Below are 20,314 nucleotides of genomic sequence, written 5' to 3'. Positions count from 1 at the left end.
GGCGCGCTCACGGCCGGGCCGGTGGTGACCAGGTCGCGACGAGGACGCACACGTCGTCGAGGTCTGCCGGGGCGCGTTCGAGCAGGCCCGTCACCAGCGCGGCGACCGAGCTCTCGAGCAGGGCCGCGCCGGCGCTCGCCAGCGCCTCGAGGCCGTCGTGCAGCGAGCGGTCGCGGCGCTCCACCAGGCCGTCGGTGTACAGGACGAGCAGGTCACCCGGGTCGAGGGTCGCCGACGCCTCGGCGCGGGCGGCCCCGACGCCCAGCGGGGTCGAGCGGCCGTCCCAGAGGAACTCGTGCGCACCACCCGCCGTGAGGCGCAGCGGAGGCAGGTGCCCCGCGCACGCGTACCGGACGGCCCCCGTCGTGAGGTCGATCTCGGCGTAGGCGAGCGTCGCCATGAAGCCCACGTCCGTCTGCGCGACGAACCGGTCCAGCCGCGTGAGCAGCTCCGCGGGGCCCACGCCGGGTCCGGCGACCGCACGCACCGCGCTGCGCAGCTGCCCCATGGCCGTCGCGGCGTGCAGACCCCGACCGACGACGTCGCCGACCGCGACCGCGAGCAGGTCGTCGTCGACCAGGAACGCGTCGTACCAGTCGCCGCCCACCTCCAGCGCCTGGACGCCCGGGCGGTACTCGGTGGTCACCGCGAACCGGTGGTCTTCCCGCAGGTGGGTGGTGAGCAGGGCGCGCTGCAGCTCGTGCGCGACGGACGCCTTCTGGTCGAATGTCGCCGCGCGCTCCAGCGCGAGCCCGGCCTGCTGCCCGACGGCGGTGAGCACACCGACGTCGAACGGGTCGCCGCGCGGGCACAGCACGAGCGTGCCGCGCGGGGCCGTGGCGTCACCGAGCGCCACGACGACGACCCCGCCGGCGTGCTGCTGGACGGTGTCGGTGCCCTCGACCGTGAGGACGGCGCCGGTCTCGTCGGCCGGCACCTCGCCCGCGGTCGCGCGACGCACCAGCGTGCCGTCGTCGGCCGCGAGCCACACCGACGCGGCCGCCGCCCCGTGGTGGCTCACCGCCGTGTCGACGAGCGCGCGGGCGACGCCGTCGCTCCCGACGCCCCGCGACAGCGCGGCCGTCGTCGCCTGCAGCGCTCGGAGCTGGTCCGCGGACCGGTCCGCCGCCGTCCGTGCGGCGAGCAGCTCGCGCTCGTACCGCGAACGCTCCGTGGCCCGGGACAGCGCCACGTCGACGCTGCGCCGGCCGTCGTCGTCGGTGTGCACGACGGCCGACGCGAGCACGGGCAGGCGCCCGTCCGCGCCCAGCAGCTCGACCGCGACCTCGTCGAACCGGCCCTGCATGTGCAGCAGCGGCGACAGGTGCGTCTCCCAGTAGATGCGACCGCCCACGGAGAGCAGGTCCGCGAGGCGCAGACCCGTCGCCGGGCGCCCGACCCAGTCGACGAGCACCCGGTTGGCGTCGAGGATCGTGCCGTCGCCGTCCAGCCGCAGGAGCGCGACGGGAGCGAGGTCCCAGGCGTCGCTACCGGGACGGGACACGGGTCAGGTACGCCGTGATGGCCTCGACGACCTGGTCGGGGGCGCTGAGGTTCGGGCAGTGGCCGACGGCGTCCAGGAGCACCAGCTCGCTGCCCGCGAGGTGCTCGTGGACGTACCGGCCGACCTCCGGGGGCGCGATGACGTCCTGGCGGCACTGGAGCACCAGGGCGGGCGTCGTGACTCCCGCGAGGTCCGCGCGGTTGTCCGCCAGGAACGTGGTCCGGGCGAACCGGCGGGCGATCGCCGGGTCCGTCCGGCAGAACGAGTTGGTCAGCTCCTCGCCCAGCTCCGGCCGGTCCGCGTTGCCCATGATCACCGGTGCGATGAACGCGGACCAGCCCAGGTAGTTGTCGTCCATGGTCGCCAGCAGCTCGTCGATCTCCGCCGCAGAGAACCCGCCTCTGTAGCCGCCCTCATCATCGTCGACGTACCGCGGGCTGGGGCCGACCAGCACGAGCCGGTCGAACAGCTCCGGGCGACGCACCGCCGCGAGGACGCCGATCATCGCGCTCACCGAGTGGCCCACGAATACCACCGGGCCCAGGTCGAGGGCGTCCAGGAGCTGCACGACGTCGTCCGCGTACCCGGCCAGGGAGCCGTACCGCTGCGGTTCGTAGGCGCTCAGGTCGGAGCCGCCGGCGCCGACGTGGTCGAAGAGGACCACGCGGTGGGTCGCCTCGAACGCGGGCGCGACGAACCGCCACATGCTCTGGTCGCACCCGAAGCCGTGCGCGAGCACCATGGCCGGCGCACCCGGGACGCCCGAGAGCACGACGTTGTTCCGGGTGAGCACGGTCATGGGTCGAGCGTAAGCGTCAGGCGGCGGAGGTCGGTGTCCCGTTGGTCGCCGGGACCGAGTCCGCTGGCACGACCAGCGTCGACGAGTCCGTCAGCTGGTGCACGATCTGCGTCAGGTCCAGGCCGGTGGTCGACTTGATCAGCTCCTGGAGCTGCAGGAAGTTCCCCGCGACGGCCTTGGGCAGCGCCGACGCCCCGTCCGTCGAGACGACGGTGAGGCTGTCGATGTTGGCCATCGGCGCGGCGAGCTCCTTCGCGATCTCCGGGAGGGTCTCCAGGAGGCGGTCGAACACCGCGGCCTGGTTGAACTCCTTGTACGCCTCCGCCCGCTTCTGCAGCGCCTCGGCCTCGGCCTTGCCGCGCGCGAGGACCGCCGCGGCCTGCGCCGCCCCCTCGAGCTCGGTGGCGCGTGCCTGGGCCGACCGTAGCGCCAGCTCACCGGCACCACGGAGCTCGTTCTCGGCCTTCGACGCCTCGGCGCTCTTCACCGCGGTGATGCGCTGGGCCTCGGCCTGCTGCTCGAGGCGGTAGCGCTCGGCGTCGGCCGGGCGGCGCACGGTGGTGTCCAGCTGACGCTCCGTCAGGGCGGCCTGCCGCTCCGCGACGAGCTCCTCCTGCGCGAGGATCTCCTGCTGGCGAGCAGCCGCCTCGAGCGGGCCCGCCGAGGCCGACAGGGCCTTCGCGCGGTCCGTCTCGGCGAGGATCTCCGCCTGCCGCAGGTCGAGCGCCCGCTGGTAGTTGGCCACCTCCGTCTCGGCGTGGATCCGCTTCTCCTCGGACAGCCGCCGCGCCTCCGCCTCCGCGATCTCGGCCTCGCGGCGGATCGCGGCGGCCGACGCGCGGCCCATGTCGAGGATGTACGTCCCGCCGCCGTGGTCGGTGACCTCCTGGATGGTGAACGCGTCGAGGCTCAGGCCCTGCGCGGTCAGCGACCCCGTCACGGACTCGAGCACCTGCTGGGAGAACGACTCGCGGTCCCGGATGACCTGCTCCACGGTCAGGTTGCCGACGATGGCACGCAGCGCACCGGAGAGCTGGTTCGTCGTGAAGTTGTCGATCTCCTCCTGCTGGCTGCCGAACCGCTGGGCGGCCGCGCGGATGGAGACGTCCTCGTTGTGCACCTTGACGATCGCGACGCCCGACACGGTGAGCGCGATGCCCTGCGACGACGGGGCGCCGTTGACCTCGACCGTGATCCGGCGGGAGGACATGTCGAGCACCGACAGCTGCTGGACGAACGGCAGCACGAACACGCCGCCACCCGTCACCACCTTCTGCCCGGACAGGTCGTTCGAGGTCTTGCCCTTGCGGCCGGTGACGATGAACGCCTCGTTGGGCAGGGCCACGCGGTACCGCTTGGCGATCGCCATGCCGACGAGCAGGACGACCAGGACGAGACCGGCGACACCCGCGACGGGGAGCCAGGATTCGGGCACGGAGAGCTCCTAGAGAGACTGGGTGGAGGTGGTGGCGACCTTGACGACGCCGGGACCGAGGTTGGCGACGACCGTCACTCCGGCGCCGGTGGGCACCGGGGCGTCGGCGCGGGCCGCGAGCGCGGTGCTCTGACCTGCGACGACGAGCGAGATCTGACCGAGCCCGTCGGACGGGATCGAGGTGGTGACCGTGGCGGCCTGGCCGACGTAGTCGCTGCTGGTGATCTGGTGGGCCGTCGGACCGTTGGTCAGCGCCCGCGTGGCGACACCGGCCCCGGCACCGACCAGGGCACCCGCCACGACACCGGCCAGCGAGGCGAGCAGCACGCTCGCGTCCGTCGTCGCCAGCAGCAGCCCACCCACGATGCCGAACGTGGCCAGGAACGACAGCACGACCGCCGACGACAGGTACCCGCCGGTGAAGTCGATCGCGTCGACGAACCCGTCGAGGAAGTCGCCGACGGTGACGGTGAGGACCAGGAGCAGCAGAGCGACCCCGGCGATCACCCAGAAGATCAGCATGCGTCGGCGTCCTCGGGTCGGTGGAGACGTGGCGCGTTGGTTATACCCCGCGCAGTCCCGTCCGCGGGGACGTTTAGCGCCCCGAGCGTGATCTGTCCCCGAACGGACCGACGCGGGGGCACCTGTGGATGACGGCGGTCGACGCCCGGTTTGCGCTGCTACGTTCCCCGCCGACCCCTTCGAAGGAGCCTTCATGCGTCGCGCGCTGTCCGTGCTGTCCATCATCCTGGGCAGCCTCGCCCTGCTCGTCGGCGGCGCGGTCGCACTCGTCGTCGGGCCCGACGACGTCGCGACCCTGCCCCCCACGACGCTGCCAGCCGCGGCGCACGTCGTGATGACGGCCCCGGACCTGCTGGCGTTCCGCGACGCGACCGTGCGGGTGACCGCCACCTCCGACGGCGGCGCGGTCTTCGTCGGCGCCGGCAACCCTGTCGATGTCGCCAGCTATCTCGACGGGGTCCACCGACTGTCGATCACCGGCCTCGGCTCGCGGGGCGCGCTGGTGGGCCAGGACCGTCCCGGCGAGCTCGACGTCCCCGCGACGTCCCCCGAGACGACCACGTTCTGGCAGGCCGCTGCGTCCGGTCCGGGCACGCAGGCGCTCGACCTCGAGCTCGACGGCTCGCTGCGCACCGTCGCCGCGCTGCCCGTGGGGGCACCCGGCACCCTCACCCTCTCGGTGGGGCTCGCCCTGCCGCACGCCTTCGCGCTCGCGGTCGGCGTCGCCCTGGTGGGCCTGGTGCTCATCGTGCTGCCCGTCGTCCTGCGCCGTCGCCGCGCCCGGACGGAGGACACCGCCGGCGAGCGGGAGCCGGCGGACGCCTCCGGGACCGCCGCCCCGGAGCCGTCCCCTGTCCTCGTGGAGCACCGGGCCGAGGGGCACCGGGTGACGCCCAGGCCGGGCGCCGCCTGGCGCGCGCTCGGGGTCGGCGCCGGCATCGCACTCGTCGCGTCGGGCTGCGCTGTGCCGACGCGCGCCGAGGTGACCGACCTGACGCCGGTCCGCGTCGCCATCACGGCGGACGAGGTCGGCCCCGCGCTCGCCTCCTACGACGAGCGCAACAACGCCGCGGACACGCTCGCCGCCCAGACCTTCGACGCGTCCGCCTGGGAGTCCGTCGACACGGGTGCCCTCCTGCGGCTGGACCGCTACTCCACGCTCTACGACCAGGCAGCCGGGGTGGCACCGTCGGCCGGCACCCCCATGACGACGACGACCGACGTCGTCTGGGCGCCCGAGTTCACCGCCTACCCGATCTGGTTCGTCACCCGCGGTTCCGTCACCGTCGGGGACGACGAGCCGGAGTACGACCAGCTGGCGGTCTACGAGCGCGCCACCGTGCTCGACCCGTGGCGCAAGAACGCCGTCACCTACCTCGGCAAGGACGACGCGACCCCCGCTCCCCTGGACGCCGGGAAGGCGAGCGTGGCGACGGAACCGCAGCTGGCCGCTGTCGCGGCAGCCTCGGAGGCGATCCGGACCTTCGTCGTGACCGGTGATCCTGGCGGCCTGGAGGTCGTCCCCGCCCTGCAGACGGTGCGCGACCTCGTGAGCCCGCCCACCGACGGCGGCAGCGTCGAGGTGACGGTCACCCCTGCCGGTGACGGCACGGACCTCACGGGACCCGCGGGCGCCGCCCGCGCCGTCGCCGTCGAGGGCGGCGTGCTGGCCGTCATCTCCTACGACGTCTCCTACGTCCGCACGGTCGAGGAGGGCTACTACCTCACGATCAACGACGCCACCTTCGCGCAGCTCACGGGCCAGACGGGCGAGCGGAGCAGCCTCGCGATCCCCCGCGTCCTGATGGTCACGGTCGAGATCCCGGACGGCGGGACCCCGCGCGTGCTCGCGGCGTCCCACGGCATCGTGACCTCCTGACCAGGCGGGCCGGCCCGGGTCCGGGCAGGCTGGCGGCAGCTGCGCTGCGTCGACCCACCTGGGAGCGACGTCCGGTCGTCGCCGTGGCCTCTCGGCACCCATCCGGCGGATGGTCGGTGACGAACCCCCGTCACCGACCAGGAGGCAGCCCGTCATGACAGTCCCCCGCTGGGCGCTCGCGTCCGCGATCGCCGCTCCCGTCGCCATGATCGGCGGCTGGACGCTCGCCGCCGCGCGACAGCCGTCGTTCGACCCCGTGCAGGAGACGATCAGTGCGCTCGCGGCCTCGACGGCGACGGACCCGTGGATCATGACGGCGGGCCTGGCGATCACCGGGGTCGCGCACATGGTGACCGCGGCGGGGCTGCGGCCGGTCCCGCGACGGGCGCGGGTGCTGCACGCGATCGGCGGGGCCGCCACTCTCGCCGTCGCGCTCTTCCCGTCCGACGCCGCACCCCAGGCTCACGGGGTCGCCGCCGGGATCGGGTTCGGCGCGCTCGCCCTGTGGCCGGCGCTGGCGGCGCACCGAGCTGCGACCGGCATCCTGCGGCCGGCCGTCACCGTCGGCGCGTCGGTGGTGCTCACGGGACTGCTCGGGTGGTTCGTGATCGAGCTGCAGGGCGACGGCGACCTCATCGGCCTGTCCGAGCGGGCCGTGGCCGGCGCTCAGGCGGTGTGGCCGCTGGTGGTCGTCGTCGCCCTGAGGCGCGCTGCGTCGCGCTGAGCCTCGTCAGCCGAGGTGCTCGACGAGGACGTCGAAGGCCTGGTCCCAGCCGTCGTGGACGCCGTCGTCGCCGGGGTGACCGCTGTGGCCGTCCAGTCGGAACGTCATCCGCGTCTGCTCGCCGAGGTCCTCGAGCGTCACGGTGATCAGCGGTGCGTCGGCCGACGTGTCGCCCGGGTCGGCCCACGTGAAGCTGAGCCGCTCGGGCTCGACGACCTCGCGGTAGACGCCGAACGTCGGGTAGGTGCTGCCGTCGGGGGCGACCATCGTGTACTTGTAGGTGCCGCCCGGACGCACGTCGAGCTCGACCGAGTCCCGCGGCGTCACGACACCGCGCGGGTGCCACCAGGCCGCGGCCTCGTCGGGGTCGGTCCACGCGTGCCAGATGGCCGCGCGCGGTGCGTCGAAGATGCGCGTGATGGTGAAGGTCTTCTGGTCGGTCTCGGTCATGGTGCCTCTCCTTCTCGCTCGTGGAGCTGCCTCAACCGCTCGTCCAGCAGGTCGAACCGCTCGTCCCACAGGCGCCGGTGGCTGTCCACCCACGTCGCGACCTCGTCGAGCGGCTCGGTGCGCAGGACGCAGGTGCGCCACTGCGCGGACACGGTCCGCTCGATCAGTCCGGCGTCCTCGAGCACCTTCAGGTGCTGCGAGATCGCCGACCGGCTCATGGCGAACGGTGCTGCCACGTCCCCGGCGGTCGAGGGGCCCTGCTGGAGGTGCGTGAGGATCGCGCGCCTCGTGGGGTCGGCGAGCGCGGCGAAGACCACGCTCAACGCGTCCCGAGCTGGCATTTCAGCAACTCCTTAATTAAGGAACACCTTCAACGTACGCCCGAGCCGGCGACCCGTCAACCCGTGTCGGAGGCCACCTCTACCGTCGCGGCATGGGAATCGTGCGCGTGAGCATCTCTGTCTCCCTCGATGGGTACAGCTCCGGTCCGGACGTCTCGGAGCAGGACCCGATGGGGGTCGGCGGCGAACGGCTGCACCGCTGGCTCTTCCCCGCTGCCGGGACCGCCGCAGACCCGGCGGACGCCGCCGTCTCCGCGGACCTGTTCGCGCGGACCGGGGCGGTCGTGGTCGGACGCCGGACCTACGACATCGGGGTCGACCTGTGGAGCGACACCCCGTTCCCGGTGCCGACGTTCGTCGTGACGCACCGGGAGCACGAGCCGCGGCCGATGACGAGCGCCACGTTCACGTTCGTCACCGACGGCGTGGCGAGCGCGGTCGCGCAGGCCGTGACGGCCGCCGGCGACCGGGACGTGCTCGTCATGGGCGGCGCCGAGATCGTGCGGCAGGCGATCGGCGCGGGCGTCGTCGACGAGGTCACCCTCAACCTGGTGCCTGTGCTCCTGCACCGCGGCGCACGCCTGCTCGACGTCGTCGGGAACCAGCACACCGAGCTCGTCCGGACCGGGCTCGTCGCGACCGCCGAGGCCACCCACCTCACGTTCCGCGTCGTGCGGTGACGCCCCGCGTGGGAGACGCTGACTGCATGACCTCTCCCGCACGGACCATCGGCCGGATCACGCTCGGCGCGATGCTGCTGTTCGCCGGCACCAGCCACCTGACCTTCGCGCGGGAGGAGTTCGCCGCGCAGGTGCCGCCGTGGGTCCCGGTCGACACCGACACGGTCGTCGTCGGCTCCGGCATGGTCGAGCTGGCGCTCGGTGGCGCGCTCGTGGCGCTGCCGAAGCAGCGCGTGGCGGTCGGCTGGGTGGTCGCCGCGTTCTTCGTCGCGATCTTCCCGGGCAACATCTCCCAGCTGGTCACGCGCACGGACGCGTTCGGGCTCGACTCGGACCGGGCGCGCGCGATCCGGCTGGTGTTCCAGCCGCTGCTCGTCCTCTGGGCGCTGTGGTCGACGGGCGCCTGGAAGGCCTGGCGGGAGAGCCGCGTCAGCCGCGGCTGATCGCTGCCGCGATCCGCTCGGCGTCGATGCGCAGCTCGCGGAACATGCCGCTGATCGGGTTGGTGTACCCGGTGAAGTAGAGGCCCGGCGCCGACCGTGACGTCCGCGGACCGTGCACGCGCGGCAGGCCGCGGTCGTCGAGCACGTCGAGGTCGCCGACCAGCGGCTCGAGGCCCCGGCGGTACCCGGTGGCCGCGACGACCACGTCCGGGGTGATCCGCGAGCCGTCGGCCAGCAGCACGGCACCGTCGTCGTCGAACGACTCCACCGCCGCGACCGGCTCCACGAGCCCTGCCTGCACCGCGGCGATCAGCCCGACGTCCTGCAGGGGCACCGAACCCTCCTTGACGCGCGAGTAGAGGCCGGTGGTGGGGCGCGGCAGGCCGTACGACGAGAGGTCGGGCACCTCGGCACGGGCCACGACGGCGGCGATGCGGTCCACCAGCGGGACGGGCAGGTGCCGCACGAGGATCCCGGTGCCCTGCGCGGGCCAGCCCAGGTTCGACCGCCGCACGATGTGCGGCGCCGTGCGGATGGCCAGCCGCACGCGCGACGCCCCACCCTCGGTGAGGTCGACCGCGATCTCCGACCCGGTGTTGCCCGCGCCGACCACGAGTACGTCCTTGCCGCGGTACGGCTCGGCGTTCCGGTACGCCGAGGCGTGCACGAGCTCGCCGGGGAACGACTCGACGCCCGGCCACTGCGGCGGCACCGGCGTGTGGTTGTACCCCGTCGCGACGACGACGGTCGTCCCGGTGAACGACTCCCCCGCCTCGGTCTCGACCACCCAGCGGCCGTACCCCGCACGCGCCACGCGCTTCACCTGGACGCCCGTGCGCACGTCGAGCCGGTGGTGCACGGCGTACATCTCGAGGTAGTTGACGACGTCGGCGCGGGCGACCCAGCGGCCGAAGCGGTGCGGGATGGGGAAGCCCGGCAGTCCCGACCAGCGGCGGGTGGTGTGCAGGTGGAGCCGCTCGTAGTGCCGCCGCCACGACGCGCCGACGTCGTCGGCGCGCTCCAGCACGACGACGGGCACTCCCCGCTTCTTCAACGAGGCGGCGACCGCGAGGCCGGCGGGTCCGGCGCCGATGACGAGGACGGGAGAGGTGCTCATGCCTCTTCCTATCGTCTTATGGACGCCCGTCCAAGAGGGCTAGCCGCGTTCGAGAAGTGTGAGCACCTCGTAGTGGGTCGTCTGCGGGAACATGTCGAGCACCTGCGCGCGTCGCGGGCGCAGGGACGGCATGGCCGCCAGGTCGCGGGCGAGCGAGGCTGCGTTGCAGCTGGAGTAGACGACGTGCCGCACGTCGGAGGCCTCCAGCCAGCGGCTGAGCACCTCGCCGATCCCCCGCCGTGGCGGGTTCACGATCACCAGGTCGGGCGCCGGGGCGCTCAGCGCGAACTCGGTGGCATCCCCCGAGGCGAACCGCACGCCCGTCAGGCCCCGGTCGGCGGCGCTCAGGGTCGCGCTCGCGATCGCCTCGACGCTCGTCTCGATGCCGACGACGTCACGCCCGGGCGCGGCCACGTGCAGCGCGAACCCGCCCACGCCGCAGTACAGGTCCCAGACGCTCGTCGGTGCCAGCTCCTCCACCCAGGACGCCGCGTGCCGGTACAGGGCGGCGGCGACCTCGGTGTTCGTCTGGAAGAAGCTCTGCGGGCGCAGGTGCAGGTCGATCCCGTTGATGCGCATCCGCAGGGTCTCGGTCGGCGTCAGCAGGATCTCGCGGTCGCCCTCGAGCACCGCCTTGTGGTCCGGGAGCAGGTTCACGGACACCACCCGCAGCTGCGGCAGCGCGGCCAGGAGCCACGGCAGGTGCTTGCGGATCCGGGCCACCGGCTCCTGCGAGCGCAGCACGAACCGCAGCAGGAGCTCGCCGTCGGGCGACTGCGTGACCAGCAGGTTCTTCAGCTCGCCGGTCCGCGCCGGGACGTCGTACGGGGTGAGGCTCGCGCGCGTGACGAACGCCGCGAGCAGCGGGAACGTCGCCGCGAGCGAGCCGGGGTACAGCCCGCAGCCCTGCAGGTCGACACCCTGGCCACCGGCGTCGAGGATCCCGAGCGTGGGGTGCTCGACCGTCCCGCCGACCACCATCTTCGCCTTGTTGCGGTACCCCGACTCCAGGCCCGTGACCGGGGGCAGCCACACCAAGTCGTCGCGCTCACCGAGCAGGGTCGCGCAGTGCCGCTCCTTGTCGGCGACCTGCTCGCCGTGCGGGCGCCCCATCCAGGTGCAGGAGCGGCAGACCCCCGCGTCGAAGTAGGCACACTGCATGGCGGCGAGCCTACGTGGCCGCGATCATGAAAGGATTCAGGGGTTCCGACGAGGGAGACGGTGCATTGGACGAGCCCGAGATCGCGCTGCGCGAGGACTACGCGCCCTGGTCGTTCTACCGGCTGGCCTCGCCCGCGGCCCGCGCCGACCAGGCGGCGTACCAGGACGAGCTGCGAGCCCGCGGCCACGCGATCGGGCAGGACTGCGTGGTGTCCCGGCTGGCCGCGGTCCACCCGGAGACGCTCACGCTGGGCGACAGGTCGACGGTCGCCGCCCACGCGCACCTGTCGGGTGACCTCGTCATCGGTGCCGACTGCACCGTGAACGTCAGCACGGTCGTGCGCGGGACGGTCCGGCTGGGGAACGCGGTGCGGATCGGCGGCCAGACGAGCCTGCTCGGGTTCGACCACGGCATGGCGGACCCCACCGAGCCGATCTTCCGGCAGCCGATGTCCTCGCTCGGGATCACGGTGGGCGACGACGTCTGGATCGGCTCGCACGTCGTCGTGCTCGACGGCGTCACCATCGGGTCGCACGCGGTGGTCGGAGCCGGGTCCGTCGTGACCCGTGACGTCCCGGAGTGGGCCGTGGTCGTCGGCAACCCGGCACGCGTCGTCCGGGACCGTCGAACCGTCGCGCCGGAGCCCGATGCCCTGCGCGCCTTCGCCGACCTGGCGCGTGCCGACGCCCCCGACCTGCTCGCGCGGCACTGGGACGGCGCGCACTGGGCCGACTCCCCCGGCGGCCCACCGACCGTCCGCGCGCACTGCGACGCGATCGAGGTCGCCGACCTGCTGCTCGGCGCACCGCCCGCACCCTGGTCCCGCGACGAGCACCTGGCCCGGCTGCACGGCTGGCAGTCGGACGACGGCCTGGTCCACGAGCTGGGGTCGCGGGGCGCGGTCCCCGACGTCCCGCTCCCGGGCCTCGGCGACGACACCGACGTCTACCACCTGCTCTGCGTCGGCTACGCGCTCGACCTGCTGGGATCCACCTGGCCGGCTCCGCTCGCGCCCGTCGCCGCGCTCGACCCCGCCGGGGTGGTCCGCGCGCTGGCGGACCTGGACTTCCCGCACGACGCCTGGTCGGCGGGCCACCGCGCCGACGCCCTGGGCACCGCGCTGACGTGGGAGCTGCGGGCGGGCCGCCCGGTGCCCGACGGCGTCGTCGACGCCCTGCTGGGCTGGCTCCTGGTGCACCGCGACCCCGGCACCGGCCTCTGGGGCGTCCCGAGGGACGTCGACGGCCTGCGGCTCCCCGTGAACGGGTTCTACCGGACGGTCCGCGGCACGTTCGCCCAGCTCGGCGTGGATCTGCCCGGCACCGAGGCGACCATCGACGCGGTCCTGCGCCACGCCGCCGACCCCCGCACCTTCGGCCCCGGCCGTGAGACCGCGTGCGACGCCCTCGACGTCCTGCACCCGCTGTGGTGGCTGACACGGCACGACCGCCGCCACCGGTGGCCCGAGATCCAGCAGGTCGCCCGCACGCACGCCGAGCGGATCGTGCGGCGGTGGGTGCCGGGCCGCGGGTTCGCGTTCGACACCCGGCCCGGCAGCGCCCCCACCCTGCAGGGCACCGAGATGTGGCTGGCGACCCTCTGGTATGCCGCCGACCTGCTCGACGAGTCCGACGCGCTCGGCTACCGCCCGCGCGGCGTGCACCGGCCGGAGTCGGCGCTCACGCTCGGGTAGACCGCTCCAGCAGGCCCCGCACGTACGCCCCCAACCCGTCGACGGCGCGCGTCAGCACCCCGTCCACCCGCCCGAACGACTCGGTCAGCAGTCCGGCCACGTCCATGCGGCACCTTCCCCGTCAGGAGCGGCAGACCCCCGCGTCGAGATACGCACACGGCTGGTCGGGAGGCCTACGTGGACGCGGGAAACGGCCGGACGGCCGCCCCGGAGCGGCGCTAGGGTCGGCAGGACGCGGCGGGCGTAGCGCTCGCCCTCGGGTCGACAGGAGCACGCCGTGCCGCACCGGACCGCTCTGCTGTGGGCCCTCGCCGCCGGCACGCTCCTCGTCGGGTGCGCCGGGAGCACCACCGAGAAGCTCCCGCCGGCCGTCCCGCCCGTGGAGCGCCCGGCGCCCGGACCCCTCACCGCCTACCTCGAGCAGGTCGATGCGCGGTCGGTGGCGCGGATCAACGAGGACCGGATGCGGGCGTGCGTCGCCGACGCCGGCTTCCTGTACTGGCCGGACGACCCCCACAACGAGCTCTCGCAGGACACCCTCCCCTTCGCGCGCGCGTGGGGGTACGGGGGCCTGAGCATCAGCGTGCCGACGGCGGCCGAGCAGAACGCCGCGTACGCCGAGACCCTCTCCCCGCAGGACCGCGAACGGTACGAGGCGGCGCTCGACGGCTGCGCGACCGCACCCGTGGAGGAGCCTGCGCAATACGCGGGCGAGCCTGCGCAGGACTGGGCGTCCTACCCCGACTTCGCTGGCCTGCACGCGGACTACGAGGAGTGGATCTTCGCCGCGAACGACGACCCCCGGGTGCACGCGGGCGACGCGGCGTGGTCCGCCTGCATGTCCGAGGCCGGTCACGACGTCGCGTCCCCGGACGAGGCAGAGCTGCAGGCGTCCGCCGCGACCCACGGCGGCAACGTCCTCTTCACCGACGACCCCGAGGTCCAGGAGGCGGAGATCGCCCTGGCGGTCGCCGACCTCACCTGCCGCGACTCGACCGGGTACACGGAGTCGACCCGAGCAGCCTGGCACACCCTCCAGCAGGAGTTCGTCGACGCGCACCGCGACCAGCTCGAGGCGCTCGTGGCGGCGCACGGCCTCTGAGCATGAGGAGCCCGGACAGCCGCCGCCGCTCCTCGGTCCTCGCCGCGGCGCTCGTCGGCGGGTCGGCGGACATCCTCGACTTCCTGCTCCCCCTGTGGGCAGGCGACCAGCTCGGCGCCTCGCCCGCGCAGATCGGTGTCCTCGTCTCGCTGGAGCTGGTCGTCTCGTTCGCGATGCGCCCGGTCGCCGGCTGGCTGGCGGACACCCGGGAGCGCACCCGGGTCGCCGCCCTGGGGGCGTTGCTCTACGCGCTCGGCTGCCTCGGGTACGCGGCGGCGCCGGGCTTCGGGACCGTGCTGCTCACGGCTGCGGCGGCGACGGGCGCGGGCGGTGCGCTGCTGTGGGTCTCGGTCCGGGCGATCACCGCCGAGCGCCTGGCGCAGGACGACGAGGCGTTCGCCCGGCTGTTCTCTGCGGTCGCGCTCGCGTCGTGGCTGTACTGGGTTCCTGCCATGGTGCTGCTGCCGGCTCTCGGCTACCGCGGAGTCTTCGTCGGCATCGCGGTGACCTGCCTGGTCGCCGTGGTGGCCCTGCTGCGGGCGGCCGCGCGGCCGACGACCGAGGCGTCGCAGGGCTCGGCCCGGGACGACGTGCGGCGACTGGCTCCGCTGCTGGGAGTCGTGGCCCTGACGAGCGTCGCCGAGGCCGGGGTCGGGTTGCTCCTCCTGCTGCACCTGCAGCGGGAGTTCGACCTCGAGGTGGGCCAGATCGCTCTCGTCTTCCTGCCCGGAGGCATCGCGCTGACGGTCCTGCCACGGCCGCTGCACCGTCTGACGGCCCGGTGGGGCCGGCGCACCGTCTACGCCCTGGCGACGGCCGGCTCAGCGGCCTTCGCCGCGGGCCTGGCGCTCGCACCCGGACCCGTCGCGATCGCCGCCCTGTGGGTGCTCACCGGCGCGGCGTGGGCGGCAGTGGTACCGATCCACGAGGCAGCAGTGACCGAGCTGAGCGCGTCGAACCGCACCGCGCGCGGGATGAGCCTGCTGGGCAACGCCGCGCTGGCGGGCGGCGCGGTGGGCGCCGCGGCGGCCGGCGTGCTCTACGGTGCCACGTCGTGGGCCGCGGTGTGCGTCGCGCTCGCCGGTGTCCTCGCGGTCTGTGCTGTAGCTGGTCCCTGGGCACTGCGCCGGATCGGCCTGCGGGACCGCCCGACGACGCTCTCCGAGCCGGCCCGCGCGACGGAGGCGTGAAGGACCCGCCACACGCCCGTGACTGCGGCAGTCATGCTCGTCGCGACCGCTCCAGCAGGCCGCGCACGTACGACGCCTGGCCGGCGTGCTGCAAGCTGTCGCCGACGATGCTGACCAGCCGGACGCCGAGGGTCACCGGCGGGTCCCAGCGCTCGTCGACCACCCGGTCGAGGTCGGCGGCGGTCAGGCCCGCGAGGTAGTCCTGCGTGCGGTCCGCGACCGCGCGGGAGTAGGCGAGCAGCAGGTCCGACGACGCCCGCACCTGGCCGACGTCCTGCGCGCTGTGGCCGTAGCCGGTGGCGTCGTCGTCGAACGGCAGGTCGAAGCGGTCCGCCCAGCCCTGGCTGGTCCACACCTGCTCGGTGCCCGCCACGTCGGCGACCTGCGCGTCCTCGCCGCGGGCCGCGTGCCACGCGAGCCACGCGATGGAGTTGGCCTCCGGGTCGGGCCGGAACGTCAGCTCGTCGACGGGCAACCCGTCGACGGCGCGCGTCAGCAGCCCGTCCACCCGTCCGAACGACTCGATCAGCAGTCCTGCGACATCCATGCAGCCCTCCTCGGTCTTCGAGAGGCTACGTCCAGCCGCCGCGGTGCGCGCGACGGGAGATGATCGGTGCCGTGACCTACGAGTTCGAGGCCCCCCTGTGGCTGTGGGACGCCCGCAAGACCGACGCGTGGACGTTCGTCAGCCTGCCGACGCAGGTCGCCGACGAGGTGCTGGACCTCGTCGGCGACTCCGCACGCGGCTTCGGGTCCGTGCGCGTGGAGGTGACCGTCGGCGCGACCGTCTGGCGGACGTCGATCTTCCCGTCGACCGACACGTACGTGCTGCCCGTGAAGAAGGCCGTGCGCAAGGCCGAACGGCTCGACGTGGGCGACACCGTCCACGTCGAGCTCGCCCTGGTGGACGTCTAGACGAGGTCCGCGAGCATCGCCGCCGCCCGCGCCGCGCCGTCCGTGGCCACCGGGCGGTACCGCACGTCGCGGCTGGCCTCTTTGACGATGGCCTCCGCGAGCCCGTCCGGGTCGACCGCGTCCTCGTAGGCCAGGTGCCGGCCCGCCTCGTACCGGTCGAGGCGCTTGCGCACGTGCAGGTTCTGCTCGAAGTGGTGGCGCAGCGGCACGTAGACGAACGGCTTGTTTAGGGCCGTCAGCTCCATGGTCGTGGTCAGGCCGCCCTGGACGACGGCGACGTCGCACGCGGCCAGGTGACGGAACAGGTCCGGCACGTAGCCGAGCACCGTCGACCCCTCCCACGCGGGCAGGGACTCGGGGTCGATCCGCGGGCCCGTGACGAACGCGAACCGGAGCTCCGGCGCGAGCTGGCGGACCAGCGGCACGACGTCCATGACCCGGCGCAGCAGCGACGTCCCGACGCCGGACCCGCCGACCGTCACCAGGCACAGCTTCTCGCCGGGCCCGATGCCCAGCGACGCCCGCAGCCGCTCGGTGCCCTCCAGCTCGGCCGGGTCGAACCCGGTGACGTACCCGGCGAAGTCGAAGTTCTGCTCCGTCCACGTCCGGATGCTCGGCAGCCCCGGGCCGAAGTCGTCCTCGACCACGTCGTCCGGGTCCCCCACGAACACGGACCGGTCCCGCACGCGCGCGAACCGGGCGCGTTGCTCGATCATCTCCGCGTTGTAGTCCGCGGTCAGCGCCGCCTCGCGCGGGCCGCCGTCGGGCATCGGCAGCCAGCCGACGAAGTCCGTCATCCACGCGAACGAGAACCGCTTGAGCTCCGGGTTCTCGTGCAGGAAGTAGTCGACGTCCCACGCCTCGTCGCCGATCACGAGGTCGTACCCGCCGTCGGCCACCACCTCGTCGAAGACCATGAAGTTGTGCACCAGGATCTCGTCCATCCGGCGGATCGCCTGGAACGCGTGCAGGTCGTGCTCGCCGGCCTCGTGCTCGATATGGCCGGACTCGTTGCGCAGCCACGCCGACGCGGGGTGGACCTGCTCGCCGTGCTGCGCGAGCACCCGGGTGACCGGGTTCTGCGCGAGCCAGTCGATCTGCAGCTCCGGCCGGCGCGCCCGCAGCTCCGCGGCGATCGCGACGTCCCGCTGGGCGTGCCCGAGCCCGATGGGCGACGAGAGGTAGAGGGCCTTCGGTGGCCTCCTCGCCGCCCGCACCCACGTGGTCCTCGGTGTGGGCGGCACGAAGCGGTCGACGAACGCCGCGATCAGGTGGTTGACCTTCACCGGGTCCCGCGCCGACGGGCCGTGCCCCGCGTGCTCGAGCAGCACCAGCTCCCCGCCGGTGAGCTCGGCCAGCCGTTCGCCGAACGCGGCCGGGCGGATGCGGTCCTCCGTGCCGTGCACGACGACGACGGGGCACGTCACCTGCCGGGCCAGGGGCGCGACCGGCTCGCACACCGCACCGTCGCACCCGAGCCGCCCCGCGGTCGTGTCCGCGAGGACCTGCGGCGTGATCTCGTGGGCCCAGCCGACGCAGTCCTCGATCTGCTTGGTGGAGTGCGGCTCGGAGAACATCTTCCGGAAGAAGAACTCCGTGAAGTCGTCGTAGCCGCCGCCGAGCCAGTAGTGCTTGTTGTACTTCGCCCAGCCCTCGGAGGAGTCCAGGGGCTCGTCCCACGGCACGTGGTCGCGGCCCGGGGTGGCCACGTCCAGACCGCACGAGGGCGCGATCGCCATGATGCCGAGGACCCGGTCGGGGTCCCCCGCGGCGACGTGCACCGCCCACGACGCACCGCACGACTCGGTGACCAGGACGGCCTGCGCGGTCTGCGTCGCGTCCAGGACCGCCAGGATGTCGTCGGCGTACTCCCGGTCCGTGTACGCGTCGGCGCCCTCGGGCCGGCCCGACCGGCCGCTGCCCCGACCGTCGAACGTGATGACCCGGTAGTGGCGCGCCAGGAAGCCGACCTGCGCCTTCCAGAACCGCGAGGGCACGATCGACCAGGTGGGCACGAGCACGACCGTGGGGCCGTTCGAGGATCCGAACAACTCGTACGACAGCTCGACGCCGTCCCGGACCGTGACGCCGGTGGCGTCGGGGTCCGCAGACCTGCTCGGGTGTGAACCCACCCGAGCAGTGTCCGCCTGGAGAGGACTCGTCGTCACGGCCGGATCTCGAACACGTTGTTGAACGGGGTCGACGCCGCGGTCCGGAACGCCGAGAACCCCGCGGCCGTGGAGACGTCGCGGATCTTCGCCGGTCCCGCCTGCGTGCCCAGCGCGAGCCCGACGTCCTGGCTCAACGACGCCGGGGTGCACAGCAGGGTGGAGAACCCGTAGTACGCGCGGCCGACGGTGTTGAGGTTGTCCTCGACACGGTCGCCGGCCATCGGCTCGACAACCATCCACGTGCCGTCCGCCGCGATCGCGTCGCGCACGTGCCGGGCCGCGCCCACCGGGTCGCCCATGTCGTGCAGGCAGTCGAACATCGCGATCAGGTCGTAGCCGGTGCCGGTGAACCCGGTCGCGGGGGCGACCTCGAACGTGACCCGGTCGGACACGCCGGCTGCCGCTGCGCGCTCGCGGGCGATCTCGATCGAGGCCTCGTGGTAGTCCGAGCCGACGAACGTGGCGTTCGGGAAGGCCTTGGCCAGCAGGATCGTCGACGCACCGTGGCCGCAGCCGACGTCGGCGACCGTGCCGCCCGCCTCGAGCTTCGCCGCGACGCCGTCGAGAGCCGGGATCCACTCGTTCAGCAGGTGCCCGTTGTACATGGTGCGGAAGAAGCGCTCACAGCCGTGGTGGACGTCCGTGTGGTGCTCGTGCCAGCCGATGCCGTCGCCGTCGCGCGCCGCCTGGGAGATGCTCTCGGCGTCGTGGACCGCGCCCAGGGCGAGCTGGAAGAAGCCCGCCAGGTAGGCCGGGCTCGTGGGGTCCGCGAGCGCGACGGCGTGCTCGGCGGGGAGCGTGTAGCGGCGCGTCTCGGTGTCGTACTCGACGATGGCGCCCGCGGCCTGGTTGTTCAGCCACTCGCGGGCGTAGTGCTCGCTCGTCCTGGTGCGCTCGGCCAGCTCCGCCGGGGTGACGGGGCGGCCGTCGGCCATCACCGTGTAGTAGCCCAGCTTGTCGCCCATCACGACCAGCGCGGTGTTCAGGGTGGCGCCGACCTCGTCGACGGCGCGGAACACGAAGGACATGAGCTTGTCGGGGTCGATGGTGCGCTGGGCGGGCAGGGTGTCGGTCATGGTCGTGCCTCTCCTCGGGGAGGTGTCGGATATGTCGCTTCCGACCTTGGCCGCGGCGGACCTGCCATCGCATCAGGGGACCCCCCTGGTGTGCTCCCTAGACTCGGTCCGTGCTGGTCGGACGCGAGCGCGAACGGCAGGTCATCAGCAGGCTGGTGGCCGCCGCGCGCGTGGGTGAGAGCGGCACCCTGCTGCTGTCCGGCGAGGCGGGGATCGGCAAGAGCGCGCTGCTCGAGGACGCCGCGTCGGCGGTGACGGAGGCGGGCATGCGGGTGCTGCGCGCGGCCGGCGTGGACGCCGAGCGGGAGGTACCGTTCGGTGGCCTGCTCCAGCTCCTGCGCCCGGTGCTGGACCAGCTCGACGCCCTCCCCGCGCCGCAGTCGGAGGCACTCGGCTCGGCGCTCGCGCTGCTGCCCGGGTCCGGCGGCGAGCGGTTCGCCGTCGGCGCCGCGGTCCTCAGCCTGCTCAGCCGCGTCGCCGAGGACCGGCCGCTCGCGGTGATCGTGGACGACGCCCACCTGCTCGACCCACCGTCGGCGCAGGCGCTGTGCTTCGCGGCACGACGCCTCACCGCGGACCCGGTCGTCGTCCTGCTCGCAGCGCGCGACGAACCCTCCGTGGTCCGGTCGGCCGGGATGCCGGAGCTCGTGGTGGGCGGCCTGGCGGCGGCCGACGCGGAGTCGCTCGCGGCCGGGCTCGGGCACCGGCTCTCGGCCGAGGCACGGTCGCGGCTGCTGGCGTCGGCCGGCGGCAACCCGCTCGCGCTGCTCGAGATGACCGACGAGGGGGTCGATGCCCTGCCGCCCGGCGCCCCGGTGCCGGTCCCCGCGTCCCTGGCCCGGACGTTCGCCCGCCGCGCCGACGCGCTCCCGCCGGACACCCGCACCGCCCTGCTCGTCGCCGCCGCGGCCGGCGGTGACCTGGCGACGGTCGCGAGCGCGTGCGCCCTGCTGGGGGTGTCCGTCGGCGACCTCGACGAGGCCGCGCGCGGGGGGCTGCTCACCGTCGACGCCGCCCGGATCACGTTCCGCCACGACCTGGTCCGCTCCGGCATCTACGCCGAGGCCCCGCCCGCGGCCCGCCGCGCGGTGCACGCCGCCCTGGCCCGGGC

Annotated in this window: 20 protein-coding genes; 9 read left to right on the top strand and 11 right to left on the bottom strand. The window is 73.7% G+C overall.

Features of this window, described 5'->3' with window-relative positions; translation table 11 throughout:
- Positions 1–7: 7 nt before the first annotated feature.
- The 4 genes from ACXJKF_RS18635 to ACXJKF_RS18620 are packed head-to-tail and all read right to left on the bottom strand — an operon-like array spanning position 8 to position 4,260.
- Entirely contained in the window at positions 8–1,504 is a 1,497-nt protein-coding gene (locus ACXJKF_RS18635) for a SpoIIE family protein phosphatase (RefSeq protein ID WP_456789215.1), read from the bottom strand.
- Positions 1,488–2,303 (bottom strand): alpha/beta fold hydrolase, encoded by an 816-nt coding sequence (locus ACXJKF_RS18630; protein WP_456789214.1) that lies wholly within the window; start codon positions 2,301–2,303, stop codon positions 1,488–1,490. Before ACXJKF_RS18630 ends, ACXJKF_RS18635 begins: the two co-directional genes overlap by 17 nt.
- Before the next feature lie 16 nt (positions 2,304–2,319).
- On the bottom strand, positions 2,320–3,738 hold the full coding sequence (locus ACXJKF_RS18625) for a flotillin family protein (RefSeq protein ID WP_456789213.1): 1,419 nt from the start codon (positions 3,736–3,738) through the stop codon (positions 2,320–2,322).
- Between the two features lie 9 nt (positions 3,739–3,747).
- Positions 3,748–4,260 (bottom strand): hypothetical protein, encoded by a 513-nt coding sequence (locus ACXJKF_RS18620; RefSeq protein ID WP_456789212.1) that lies wholly within the window; start codon positions 4,258–4,260, stop codon positions 3,748–3,750.
- A 193-nt stretch (positions 4,261–4,453) separates the two neighbouring features.
- On the opposite strand from ACXJKF_RS18620, the gene ACXJKF_RS18615 reads away from it, so the two are divergent.
- Together ACXJKF_RS18615 and ACXJKF_RS18610 are read left to right on the top strand one after the other, a co-directional pair.
- Positions 4,454–6,139, top strand: a complete 1,686-nt coding sequence (locus ACXJKF_RS18615) for a hypothetical protein (RefSeq protein ID WP_456789211.1) — start codon at positions 4,454–4,456, stop codon at positions 6,137–6,139.
- 154 nt (positions 6,140–6,293) lie between these two features.
- Entirely contained in the window at positions 6,294–6,863 is a 570-nt protein-coding gene (locus ACXJKF_RS18610; RefSeq protein ID WP_456789210.1) for a DUF998 domain-containing protein, read from the top strand.
- A gap of 6 nt (positions 6,864–6,869) precedes the next feature.
- Here ACXJKF_RS18610 and ACXJKF_RS18605 read toward each other — a convergent pair whose 3' ends face one another.
- Entirely contained in the window at positions 6,870–7,313 is a 444-nt protein-coding gene (locus ACXJKF_RS18605) for an SRPBCC family protein (protein ID WP_456789209.1), read from the bottom strand.
- The gene (locus ACXJKF_RS18600) at positions 7,310–7,654 is read right to left on the bottom strand and encodes an ArsR/SmtB family transcription factor (RefSeq protein WP_056592058.1); all 345 of its coding nucleotides are present in this window, start codon (positions 7,652–7,654) and stop codon (positions 7,310–7,312) included. The genes ACXJKF_RS18605 and ACXJKF_RS18600 overlap by 4 nt, the downstream gene beginning before the upstream one ends.
- 92 nt (positions 7,655–7,746) lie before the next feature.
- On the opposite strand from ACXJKF_RS18600, the gene ACXJKF_RS18595 reads away from it, so the two are divergent.
- Positions 7,747–8,334, top strand: a complete 588-nt coding sequence (locus ACXJKF_RS18595) for a dihydrofolate reductase family protein (RefSeq protein WP_456789208.1) — start codon at positions 7,747–7,749, stop codon at positions 8,332–8,334.
- 26 nt (positions 8,335–8,360) lie between these two features.
- Entirely contained in the window at positions 8,361–8,777 is a 417-nt protein-coding gene (locus ACXJKF_RS18590) for a DoxX family protein (RefSeq protein WP_456789207.1), read from the top strand.
- Here ACXJKF_RS18590 and ACXJKF_RS18585 read toward each other — a convergent pair.
- Together ACXJKF_RS18585 and rlmC are read right to left on the bottom strand one after the other, a co-directional pair.
- Entirely contained in the window at positions 8,764–9,894 is a 1,131-nt protein-coding gene (locus tag ACXJKF_RS18585) for a flavin-containing monooxygenase (RefSeq protein ID WP_456789206.1), read from the bottom strand. The two genes, ACXJKF_RS18590 and ACXJKF_RS18585, sit on opposite strands and share 14 nt — an antisense overlap.
- Positions 9,895–9,933: 39 nt before the next feature.
- Positions 9,934–11,055 (bottom strand): 23S rRNA (uracil(747)-C(5))-methyltransferase RlmC, encoded by a 1,122-nt coding sequence (gene rlmC, locus ACXJKF_RS18580; protein ID WP_456789205.1) that lies wholly within the window; start codon positions 11,053–11,055, stop codon positions 9,934–9,936.
- Positions 11,056–11,120: 65 nt separating this feature from the next.
- On the opposite strand from rlmC, the gene ACXJKF_RS18575 reads away from it, so the two are divergent.
- The 3 genes from ACXJKF_RS18575 (at position 11,121) to ACXJKF_RS18565 (ending at position 15,041) form a co-directional block, all read left to right on the top strand.
- The gene (locus ACXJKF_RS18575; protein WP_456789204.1) at positions 11,121–12,749 is read left to right on the top strand and encodes a DapH/DapD/GlmU-related protein; all 1,629 of its coding nucleotides are present in this window, start codon (positions 11,121–11,123) and stop codon (positions 12,747–12,749) included.
- A gap of 277 nt (positions 12,750–13,026) precedes the next feature.
- Positions 13,027–13,851, top strand: coding sequence for a hypothetical protein (locus ACXJKF_RS18570; RefSeq protein WP_456789203.1), 825 nt, complete (start codon positions 13,027–13,029; stop codon positions 13,849–13,851).
- 2 nt (positions 13,852–13,853) lie between these two features.
- Positions 13,854–15,041 carry an MFS transporter gene (locus ACXJKF_RS18565; RefSeq protein WP_456789202.1) on the top strand — a complete coding sequence of 396 codons (1,188 nt, stop codon included), beginning with the start codon at positions 13,854–13,856 and terminating at the stop codon, positions 15,039–15,041.
- Between the two features lie 31 nt (positions 15,042–15,072).
- Here the strand turns inward: ACXJKF_RS18565 and ACXJKF_RS18560 are convergent, their stop codons facing one another.
- Positions 15,073–15,588, bottom strand: a complete 516-nt coding sequence (locus ACXJKF_RS18560; RefSeq protein ID WP_456789201.1) for a mycothiol transferase — start codon at positions 15,586–15,588, stop codon at positions 15,073–15,075.
- Positions 15,589–15,659: 71 nt separating this feature from the next.
- Between ACXJKF_RS18560 and ACXJKF_RS18555 the strand changes: the two genes are divergently transcribed.
- Positions 15,660–15,956, top strand: a complete 297-nt coding sequence (locus ACXJKF_RS18555) for a DUF1905 domain-containing protein (RefSeq protein WP_456789200.1) — start codon at positions 15,660–15,662, stop codon at positions 15,954–15,956.
- On the opposite strand, the gene ACXJKF_RS18550 is transcribed toward ACXJKF_RS18555, so the two are convergent.
- Entirely contained in the window at positions 15,953–18,088 is a 2,136-nt protein-coding gene (locus ACXJKF_RS18550) for an alpha/beta fold hydrolase (protein ID WP_456789199.1), read from the bottom strand. The genes ACXJKF_RS18555 and ACXJKF_RS18550 overlap by 4 nt on opposite strands.
- A gap of 32 nt (positions 18,089–18,120) precedes the next feature.
- Complete coding sequence (locus ACXJKF_RS18545; protein ID WP_456789198.1) at positions 18,121–19,203, bottom strand: class I SAM-dependent methyltransferase; 1,083 nt, start codon at positions 19,201–19,203, stop codon at positions 18,121–18,123.
- Positions 19,204–19,313: 110 nt separating this feature from the next.
- Between ACXJKF_RS18545 and ACXJKF_RS18540 the strand changes: the two genes are divergently transcribed.
- The coding region (locus ACXJKF_RS18540; protein WP_456789197.1) for an AAA family ATPase at positions 19,314–20,314 on the top strand (1,001 nt) is incomplete at its 3' end.

The sequence above is a fragment of the Cellulomonas sp. P5_C5 genome (genome assembly GCF_054049655.1).
Note: the sequence above shows the minus strand (reverse complement) of the source record. Positions and strands in the feature narration are given on the sequence as shown.

Coding starts and splice junctions, on each gene's coding strand:
- ACXJKF_RS18630 (WP_456789214.1), bottom strand. CDS start 2,303: ATGACCGTGCTCACCCGGAACAACGTCGTGCTCTCGGGCGTCCCGGGT.
- ACXJKF_RS18620 (WP_456789212.1), bottom strand. CDS start 4,260: ATGCTGATCTTCTGGGTGATCGCCGGGGTCGCTCTGCTGCTCCTGGTC.
- ACXJKF_RS18615 (WP_456789211.1), top strand. CDS start 4,454: ATGCGTCGCGCGCTGTCCGTGCTGTCCATCATCCTGGGCAGCCTCGCC.
- ACXJKF_RS18610 (WP_456789210.1), top strand. CDS start 6,294: ATGACAGTCCCCCGCTGGGCGCTCGCGTCCGCGATCGCCGCTCCCGTC.
- ACXJKF_RS18605 (WP_456789209.1), bottom strand. CDS start 7,313: ATGACCGAGACCGACCAGAAGACCTTCACCATCACGCGCATCTTCGAC.
- ACXJKF_RS18600 (WP_056592058.1), bottom strand. CDS start 7,654: ATGCCAGCTCGGGACGCGTTGAGCGTGGTCTTCGCCGCGCTCGCCGAC.
- ACXJKF_RS18595 (WP_456789208.1), top strand. CDS start 7,747: ATGGGAATCGTGCGCGTGAGCATCTCTGTCTCCCTCGATGGGTACAGC.
- ACXJKF_RS18590 (WP_456789207.1), top strand. CDS start 8,361: ATGACCTCTCCCGCACGGACCATCGGCCGGATCACGCTCGGCGCGATG.
- ACXJKF_RS18585 (WP_456789206.1), bottom strand. CDS start 9,894: ATGAGCACCTCTCCCGTCCTCGTCATCGGCGCCGGACCCGCCGGCCTC.
- rlmC (WP_456789205.1), bottom strand. CDS start 11,055: ATGCAGTGTGCCTACTTCGACGCGGGGGTCTGCCGCTCCTGCACCTGG.
- ACXJKF_RS18565 (WP_456789202.1), top strand. CDS start 13,854: ATGAGGAGCCCGGACAGCCGCCGCCGCTCCTCGGTCCTCGCCGCGGCG.
- ACXJKF_RS18560 (WP_456789201.1), bottom strand. CDS start 15,588: ATGGATGTCGCAGGACTGCTGATCGAGTCGTTCGGACGGGTGGACGGG.
- ACXJKF_RS18545 (WP_456789198.1), bottom strand. CDS start 19,203: ATGACCGACACCCTGCCCGCCCAGCGCACCATCGACCCCGACAAGCTC.